Origin of the sequence: Streptomyces sp. XM83C (assembly GCF_023072675.1) — a bacterium.
Classification (GTDB): Bacteria; Actinomycetota; Actinomycetes; order Streptomycetales; family Streptomycetaceae; genus Streptomyces; species Streptomyces thermocoprophilus.
In genome coordinates this window covers 1-7,665 of the sequence record NZ_JALLGL010000295.1, presented here as the reverse complement: position 1 = coordinate 7,665, position 7,665 = coordinate 1, and the positions used below count along the sequence as shown (strand labels likewise).

The following is a 7,665-nucleotide window of genomic DNA, read 5'->3' as shown; positions in this document are numbered from 1 at the left end:
TTAAAAGAGACAGCCCCCCAACCGTGCCGCCTCCCGCGCCAACCGCTCCACGCGGCCCCAGTCACGGGCCGCGACCGCGTCGGGCGGCAGCATCCAACTGCCGCCCACACAGGCCACGTTGGGCAGTGCCAGATAGTCGACGGCGTTGTCCGGCCCGATGCCGCCCGTCGGGCAGAAGCGGGCCTGCGGCAACGGCCCGGCCAGCGACCGCAGATAGGCCGTACCGCCCGCGGCCTGCGCCGGGAAGAACTTCATCTCCCGCACCCCGCGCTCCAGCAGCGCCACGACCTCGGTCGCCGTCGAGACCCCCGGCAGGAACGGCACCCCGGCCCCCCGCATCGCCCCCAACAGGGCGTCGGTCCAGCCGGGACTGACCAGGAACCGCGCCCCGGCGGCCACGGCGTCCGCGGCCTGCCCCGGCGTCAGGACCGTGCCCGCACCGACCACCGCGCCCGGCACCCCCGCATCGATCGCGCCGATCGCCTCCAGCGCGGCCGGTGTCCGCAGCGTCACCTCGACCGCGGGCAGCCCCCCGGCGACCAGAGCCCGCGCGAGCGGCACCGCGTCAGCGGCGTCCTCGACGACGACCACGGGCAGCACGGGCGCGAGCTCCAGCACGGACGGCACGGGCGCGGGCAGGGCGGCGGACATACGGGCATCCTGCCGACGCGCTGCACAGCACGCAAAGGCCATTGCGCATGACGCAACGAGCCCGAGCGATGCTCAGTGGATCTCGTCCACCAGCACATCCAGCGACCAGGACTTCCCCGCCTTCGCGGGCGCCTCGGCCTCCACCGTGTACCCGAGATCCCGCAGCGCCGTCACCAGCTCGGCAGGACCCTGCGGCGCGGCCCCGGCGGTCAGCAGGCTGCGTACGATCCGCCCCTTGGTCGCCTTGTTGAAGTGGCTGACGACCTTCCGTGTCGGTGCGTGCAACACCCGTACCGTCGCCGTACGCCCCGCGACCTCACCCTTCGGCCTCCACGCCGCCGCGTACGCCGACGAGCGCAGATCGAGGACCAGCCCGTCCCCGGCGGCCTCCGGCAGCACCTGAGCCATCGGGCTCCGCCAGTGCGCGGCCAGCGCGCCCAGCCCGGGCAGCTTCACCCCCATCGAACAGCGGTACGAAGGGATGGGGTCCGTCACCCGGACGGCCCCCCACAGCCCGGAGAACACCAACAGCCACCCGGCCGCCCGCTCCCGCGCCGGCCCCTCCAGCGAGGCCAGGCCCAGAGCGTCGTACAGCACCCCGGTGTAGATCTCCCCGGCGGGCCGGGCCCCGGCCTCGCGCAACCCGGCGTTCTTGCCGACCTCCCCGCGCAGCCCCTCGCTGAGCCCCAGCACCTCCCGCGCCTTCTCCTCGTCACCGGCGCACAGCTCGACCAGCTCCTCCAGTACGGCGGCGCGGGCGGCGGTGAGCCCCGGCAGCGACAGGGAATCCAGCCGCAGCGGGGAGCCGGTGCCGGACGGGGCCTTGCCCTCGGAAGGCGGCAGAAGGACGAGCACGCGAATTCTCCTTGACGAACGGGGACCCCGGACAGCGTACGGCGTGCCGTACCGCACCCGGCGCCCTACCGTGGCGGTATGCCCCGCCGCCCCCTGCATGTGACCGGCGTCCCCGAGGGCCCGCTGCTCACGGCACTCGCCGCCCTGCGGGAGAAGCTGCACACACCCGCCGGCTTCCCGCCCGAGGTGCTGGCCGCGGCCGAGGAGGCCGCCGCGCATCCCGTCCTCCCCGACGAGGACGCCACCGGCATCCCGTTCTTCACCGTCGACCCGCCCGGCTCCCGCGACCTCGACCAGGCCATGCACCTGTCCCGGCACGGCACGGGCTACCGCGTCCGGTACGCCATCGCCGACGTCGCCGCCTTCGTCACCCCCGACGGCCCGCTCGACAAGGAAGCGCACGAACGCGTCCTCACCCTGTACTTCCCCGACCTGCGCATCCCGCTGCACCCGCCCGTGCTCAGCGAGGACGCCGCGAGCCTGCTGCCCGGACAGCCCCGCCCGGCGGCCGTATGGACGATCGACCTCGACGCCGACGTCCGTACCACCGCCGTCGACGTACGCCGCGCCCTGATCCGCAGCCACGCCAGGCTCGACTACGCGAGCGTGCAGCGGCAGATCGACACCGGCACCGCCGAGGAGCCCCTCCTTCTGCTGAAGACCGTCGGCCTGCTGCGGCAGCAGGTCGAGACCGAGCGCGGCGGCATCTCCCTGCGCGTCCCCGACCAGGAGATCGTCGAACACGACCACACCTACGAACTGACCTACCGCGCCCCGCTCCCCGCCGAGGACTGGAACGCCCAGGTCTCCCTCCTCGCCGGCCTGTCCGCCGCCCAGCTGATGCTGGCGCACGGCAACGGCATCCTGCGCACCCAGGTGCCCAAGCCCGGCAAGCTGGAGGAACTCCACCACACCGCGAAGGGCCTCGGCATCGACTGGCCGCCCCACATGTCCTACGCCGAACGCGTCCGCACGCTCGACCCGGCCGAGCCCCGCAACGCCGCCTTCCTCCAGGCCTGCACCGGCCTGATGAGCCGCGCCGACTACACCGTCTTCACCGGCGGCCACCTGCCGGCCGACCCCATGCACGCCTCCGTCGCCGCCCCCTACGCCCACTGCACGGCCCCGCTGCGCCGCCTCGCCGACCGGTACGCCACCGAGCTGTGCCTCGCCGCGTCGGCCGGCCGGCATCCCCCCGGCTGGGCGCTCGAAGGCCTCGACCGCGTCAAGGACCGCATGGCCGAGGGCGGCAGACGCGCCAACCAGGTCGACGGCGCCTGCGTCGACCTGGTCGAGGCCGCCGTACTGAAGGACCGGCTGGGCGAGACCTTCGACGGCGTCGTGGTCCGCCACGGCCCGCCCGCCGGAACCGGCACCGTACAGCTGGCCACCCCGGCCGTCGTCGGCGCCGTCACCGGCATCACCACGCACGACGTCGGCCGCCGCCTCCCGGTCCGGCTGACGGAAGCCGACATGCGCAAACCGACCGTGACATTCGAACGGGCCTGACCCGCGCTCCGGCACCGCACCCTGTGCCACGACCGAGGGAACGGCCCCCGATCTCCCCCGGACAGGTGATCCGCCCATGCCCCACTTCGGCGAGCGACCGAAGGAGGGGCGTGACAGGACCGCCGTGCCCCACGGGCCGCTCGGGAAGAGATCCTGCTGGACGGCTTCCTCGCCCCGGCCACCCCGGAGGGCTTCCGGGCGGGAGCTGATCGAGGGGGAGATCGTCGTGACGCCGCCGCCGGACGGGAAGCACGAGAAGTACCTCAGCAGGATCAAGCGGCAGGTGATCAAGGCGTCCCGGACCGATATGGACTGCTCCGGGAACGAAGGGCTGAGACTCCGAAGCAGTGGCGGCTCGCCCGAAGAACCATGTGATCCCCCACCTCACCATTGCGCCTCCTCACTTGGACGTGTTCGGGGGCGCGGACCCCTGGACGCCGTGCGACGACGTCGCCATGGTGGTCGAAGCGACCCCGACGGAGCCCGCCGCGGACCGCGACGCGAAAGGCCCCTGCTACGCCCACGGCGGTGTCCCGCTGTACCTGCTCGTCGACCGTGAGACCTCCACGGTGACGCCGTTCGCCGACAGGGCCGGCGACGACCACCGGCAGATCCTCAAGCGCGCCTTCGGCGAGCCGCCACCGCTCCCCGCCCCCTTCTCCTTCGACCTGGACAAGGCGGACTTTCTCCGACCCCCACGGCGTTGCACCTCCTGCGGAGCGAAGCAGGAAAGGGGGTGCCAGCGCATGGCCGGACGGGAAGAGGCGCACTGGACGAGGGCCCGGCTGGGCCGCCGCGGACCGGCGATGGACCTGCTCACGGCCCGTTTCGACCGGCATGTGTACGCCCCGCACGCCCACGACGAGTACACGGTCGGCGTGTGCGTCGGCGGCGCCGAGGTGATCGCCTACCGCGGCGGACACATCGAGGCCGGCCCCGGCGCCATCGTCGTTCTGGCCCCCGGCGAGATGCACACGGGCGGCCCGGCGACCCCCGACCTCGGCTACGCGTACCGGGCGCTGTACGCCGCACCCGACCTGCTCGGCGACGGCGTGCTCGGCCGCGGCCTGCCGCACTTCCGGGACGCGGTGATCGACGACCCGGAACTCTCCGCCGCCCTCCGCGCCACCCACACCGACCTGGCGCGCTGCCCCGACCCCCTGGAGGCCGAGTCCCGCCTGCCGTGGCTGCTGACCGCGCTGGCACGCCGCCACTCGACGGCGCGCGCGGACAGCGACACGATCCCCGGCGCGGAGGGCATAGCCCGGCAGATCCGCGACCGCCTCGCCGACGAGCTGACGCAGCCGCCCTCCCTCTCCTCCCTCGCCGCGGAACTCGGCCTGTCCCGCTACCAGCTGCTGCGCGCCTTCCGTACGACGATGGGGATACCGCCGTACGCCTGGCTCGCCCAGCACCGCGTGACCCGGGCCCGCGCCCTGCTGGAGGCGGGGCTGCGCCCGGCCGAGGTGGCCGGCCTGGTCGGTTTCGCGGACCAGGCGCATCTGACGCGATGGTTCCGCCGGGTGCTGGGGGTGACCCCGGCGGCGTACCGCAACAGCGTTCAAGACGCACGATGAACAGGTGTCCGAAACTCGCCGCATGACTGCACGTGGCTGGTTCCTTTTCTCCCTGATGGGAGTGGTCTGGGGCATCCCCTACCTCATGATCAAGGTGGCGGTGGACGAACTGTCCCCGTCGATGGTGGTGTTCGTGCGCTGCGCGGTGGGCGCGGCGCTGTTGCTGCCGTTCGCGCTACGCCAGGGCGGCCTGGGCCGGACCGTCGCCGCGCACTGGCGTCCGATGCTGGCGTTCGCCTGCATCGAGATCATCGGCCCGTGGTTCACGCTGACGGATGCCGAACGCCATCTGTCCTCGTCGACGGCGGGCCTGCTGATCGCGGGCGTCCCGATCGTCGGCGTGGTCCTGGCCCGCTTCTTCGGCGCCCGGGAACACCTCGGGGCACGCCGCGTGACCGGTCTCGCGCTGGGCCTGGCCGGGGTGACGGTCCTGACACTGCCGCACCTGACCGGCGGCGACGCCCGATCCCTCGCCGAGGTCCTGCTGACGGTGGTGGGCTACGCGACGGCGCCCCTGATAGCGGCCCGCCACCTGAAGGACGTGCCGTCCCTGCATCTGACGGCGCCCTGCCTGGCGCTGGCGGCGCTGGTGTACGCCCCGGCAGCGGCGGCGACCTGGCCCGCGCACGCCCCCTCGGGGGAGGCGCTGGCATCCCTGGCGGGCCTGGGCGTGATCTGCACGGCGGTGGCGTTCGTCGCCTTCCTGGAGCTGATCAAGGAGGCGGGCCCGACACGAGCCACGGTGATCACGTACGTCAACCCGGCGGTGGCGGTCGCGGCGGGCGCCCTCTTCCTGGGCGAGGCCCTCACGGCCACGATCGTCGCGGCGTTCGCCCTGATCCTCACGGGTTCGGTCCTGGCGACGGCCGCGGCATCGACCGGGGGATCCCGCCGGGTACGATGGTCCACACGGCAGACGAGCCGGGCGGACGGCCGCGTGGAGTCCCCGTGAGGGGGCTTCCCGAGGAACGTCCGGGCTCCACAGGGCAGGGTGGTGGCTAACGGCCACCCGGGGTGACCCGCGGGACAGTGCCACAGAAAGTAAACCGCCCGGGGCTTCGGCCCTTGGTAAGGGTGAAACGGTGGTGTAAGAGACCACCAGTGCCCAGGGTGACCTGGGCAGCTAGGTAAACCCCACCCGGAGCAAGGTCAAAAGGGAGCACCCCGGTGCTCCTGCGGGGACGTTCGAGGGCTGCCCGCCCGAGTCCCCGGGTAGACCGCACGAGGCCGGCGGCAACGCCGGCCCTAGATGGATGGCCGTCACCCCGGCCGCCGCGAGGCGCCCGGGGAACAGAACCCGGCGTACAGCCCGGCTCGTCCTGTCGCACCCCTCCGGCCCAGGTCAGAGGGGGGTGTCCGCTCTGCCGTTCGGCTCCGGGGTCGAATCGGGGTCGAATTGGGTGGGCAGCCCGTTCCACGGGTCAACTCACCCTCGCGCCACGATGGTTCGCCTCGTTGCGTCGAAGACGTCTTGCACTTGCGGTGCGGTCGGTGTCAAGTCCCGCATCGACGTCATGCGGCCGCGCGGTCGACGCCGTCGGCCCGCTGCTGGGTGCCGAGCTGCGCTTGCGCGATGCCGGGTCCGCCGGCGCCGAAGAGACCGCTGAAGGTGTCCACCTTCACGCCCTGCACAGCCACAGGCGGGTGTGCGCAGGTGTCCCACGTCTCGGAGAACTCGGCGTGCCGGGAGAACGCCTGGACCGTCTTCGGGTCGTACTTGCCATCTGCCCCCAAGCGGCTCGTGCAGAAGTGCTTGAGGCCGTGGAACCGAGTGCCTTCCGGCAACCCGGCCAGCTCGACGGCCGCGCGCCGCTTGTCGTTGAAGTGGCTGCGCGACAACGGCCGGCCGGTCCGGGTCGTGACGATCAGCCCTTTGTCAGGCGGCTGCACGCGCTCATCCCGGCGGGGAAGGCGAACGACAGAGCGACCACTGGAGTCATGCACGCGGTAGGCGGTGGACCGGAGTCTCTCGACTTTGTGGCCGTTGGAGCACGGAAGAATATCTCTCAGATTCAACGTGCACAGCTCCTCCCTCACGAGCTCGGGATATCGCGCACTGGCGTGGACGCATCGGGCAACTTCCCGCACGCAGAGGTCAAGCTCTGGGAGACAGCAGTCCATCTTGACCTAACGCCGACAGGCCTGGCAGTAAATAGACCGTTCTGCCCAGCGTGCCAGGGTTTCCTGCAGAGCAAGGGTGCGACTCTGGTCAGCGACACACAGGCGATTTGGACTCCGTGAGGTGAATTGAGATGGGATTTCTCGAAGACATCGAAGTCGTTCGTGTGGAGTGCGCACGGCTGACCTCACGCCAACGTCTGGCCGTCACAGCCCTCTGTGCGACCAAGGTGCGATCGGTATCCATGGCGTTCCTTCACGATTCTGGAGAGGGGGACTCCTTCTACCGGATCAACAACGGACTGGATGCGGTGTGGCTGGACCTTCGCGGTATCCAGCAGGCCTCGGCGTCGGACCTCATGCGGGTCCGAGACGAGGCAGAGCGCTGGATCACTCGCCTGGAGGGCGTCGGCGGAGAGGCAGCCGGCTTCGCAGCGGATGCAATCTCCGTATCGGTATCCGCAATGTCAAGCTTCCTTGAGGAAGATCCAGAGGTCGCAGTGAACTCGGCGCTCTCGATCGCCGAAATCCGTTCGGAGATCGCCGAATTTCTGGCGGAATGCCAGAGCGCCGAAGGGGAGTACTTCCTGAAGGGTGACGAGGCCGGGGAAGCATCCCTAGCCGAAACCAAAAGCGATGTGGAGTTCCTCGGGGAGTTTCCCGCTGACGAGTTTCCCGCGACTCGGTTTATGCGTCGGGCTGGGGCTGCGAACCTTGCTCTCGCAGAGCAGATGAAGTTGGTGCTGAAGGTGGATCGGCTGCGTCTGCCCTGAGAGGTCCTGTCGGGCTGACCCTTGACACCCACTGGCGGTGCGGCAACTGCCGCCGGGGGCAGGTGTGATGCGTGCTCGGCCCTTGGACAGGAGGCCGGATGAACGTCGACGGGCGCGACCCGTCAAGATCATGTGATTCCACTCGCAAGATCGTGAAGGCCGCGCCCGCATGCCATCCTGCC

General features: G+C 71.2%; 6 protein-coding genes, 1 other RNA gene and 2 pseudogenes. 6 read left to right on the top strand and 3 right to left on the bottom strand.

Translation table 11 applies throughout. The features are described 5' to 3' along the window. On the bottom strand, positions 1-651 hold the full coding sequence (gene eda, locus MTQ10_RS25085; RefSeq protein WP_247472427.1) for a bifunctional 4-hydroxy-2-oxoglutarate aldolase/2-dehydro-3-deoxy-phosphogluconate aldolase: 651 nt from the start codon (positions 649-651) through the stop codon (positions 1-3). Positions 652-723: 72 nt separating this feature from the next. After that, positions 724-1,506: a peroxide stress protein YaaA gene (gene yaaA, locus MTQ10_RS25080; RefSeq protein WP_247472426.1), complete on the bottom strand. Its 783-nt coding sequence runs from the start codon at positions 1,504-1,506 to the stop codon at positions 724-726. Positions 1,507-1,584: 78 nt separating this feature from the next. Here yaaA and MTQ10_RS25075 point away from each other — a divergent pair, with 78 nt between their 5' ends. From MTQ10_RS25075 to rnpB, 5 genes and pseudogenes are all read left to right on the top strand, one after another. Next, positions 1,585-3,015: an RNB domain-containing ribonuclease gene (locus MTQ10_RS25075; RefSeq protein ID WP_247472425.1), complete on the top strand. Its 1,431-nt coding sequence runs from the start codon at positions 1,585-1,587 to the stop codon at positions 3,013-3,015. 150 nt (positions 3,016-3,165) lie between these two features. Next, positions 3,166-3,704 (top strand): annotated as a pseudogene (locus tag MTQ10_RS25070) (Uma2 family endonuclease); the annotation flags it as partial. Positions 3,705-3,761: 57 nt separating this feature from the next. Continuing rightward, positions 3,762-4,592 (top strand): AraC family transcriptional regulator, encoded by an 831-nt coding sequence (locus MTQ10_RS25065; RefSeq protein WP_247472428.1) that lies wholly within the window; start codon positions 3,762-3,764, stop codon positions 4,590-4,592. Positions 4,593-4,614: 22 nt separating this feature from the next. Continuing rightward, a pseudogene (locus tag MTQ10_RS31740) lies at positions 4,615-5,394 on the top strand (DMT family transporter); the annotation flags it as partial. A gap of 115 nt (positions 5,395-5,509) precedes the next feature. Further along, positions 5,510-5,913: RNase P RNA component class A (gene rnpB / locus MTQ10_RS25055), an RNA gene on the top strand. Between the two features lie 191 nt (positions 5,914-6,104). On the opposite strand, the gene MTQ10_RS25050 is transcribed toward rnpB, so the two are convergent. Next, positions 6,105-6,629: a tyrosine-type recombinase/integrase gene (locus tag MTQ10_RS25050; protein ID WP_247472423.1), complete on the bottom strand. Its 525-nt coding sequence runs from the start codon at positions 6,627-6,629 to the stop codon at positions 6,105-6,107. Between the two features lie 215 nt (positions 6,630-6,844). Between MTQ10_RS25050 and MTQ10_RS25045 the strand changes: the two genes are divergently transcribed. Beyond that, positions 6,845-7,483 carry a hypothetical protein gene (locus MTQ10_RS25045; RefSeq protein WP_247472422.1) on the top strand — a complete coding sequence of 213 codons (639 nt, stop codon included), beginning with the start codon at positions 6,845-6,847 and terminating at the stop codon, positions 7,481-7,483. The last annotated feature ends 182 nt before the right edge of the window (positions 7,484-7,665 follow it).

Coding starts and splice junctions, on each gene's coding strand:
- eda (WP_247472427.1), bottom strand. CDS start 651: ATGTCCGCCGCCCTGCCCGCGCCCGTGCCGTCCGTGCTGGAGCTCGCG.
- MTQ10_RS25075 (WP_247472425.1), top strand. CDS start 1,585: ATGCCCCGCCGCCCCCTGCATGTGACCGGCGTCCCCGAGGGCCCGCTG.
- MTQ10_RS25065 (WP_247472428.1), top strand. CDS start 3,762: ATGGCCGGACGGGAAGAGGCGCACTGGACGAGGGCCCGGCTGGGCCGC.
- MTQ10_RS25045 (WP_247472422.1), top strand. CDS start 6,845: ATGGGATTTCTCGAAGACATCGAAGTCGTTCGTGTGGAGTGCGCACGG.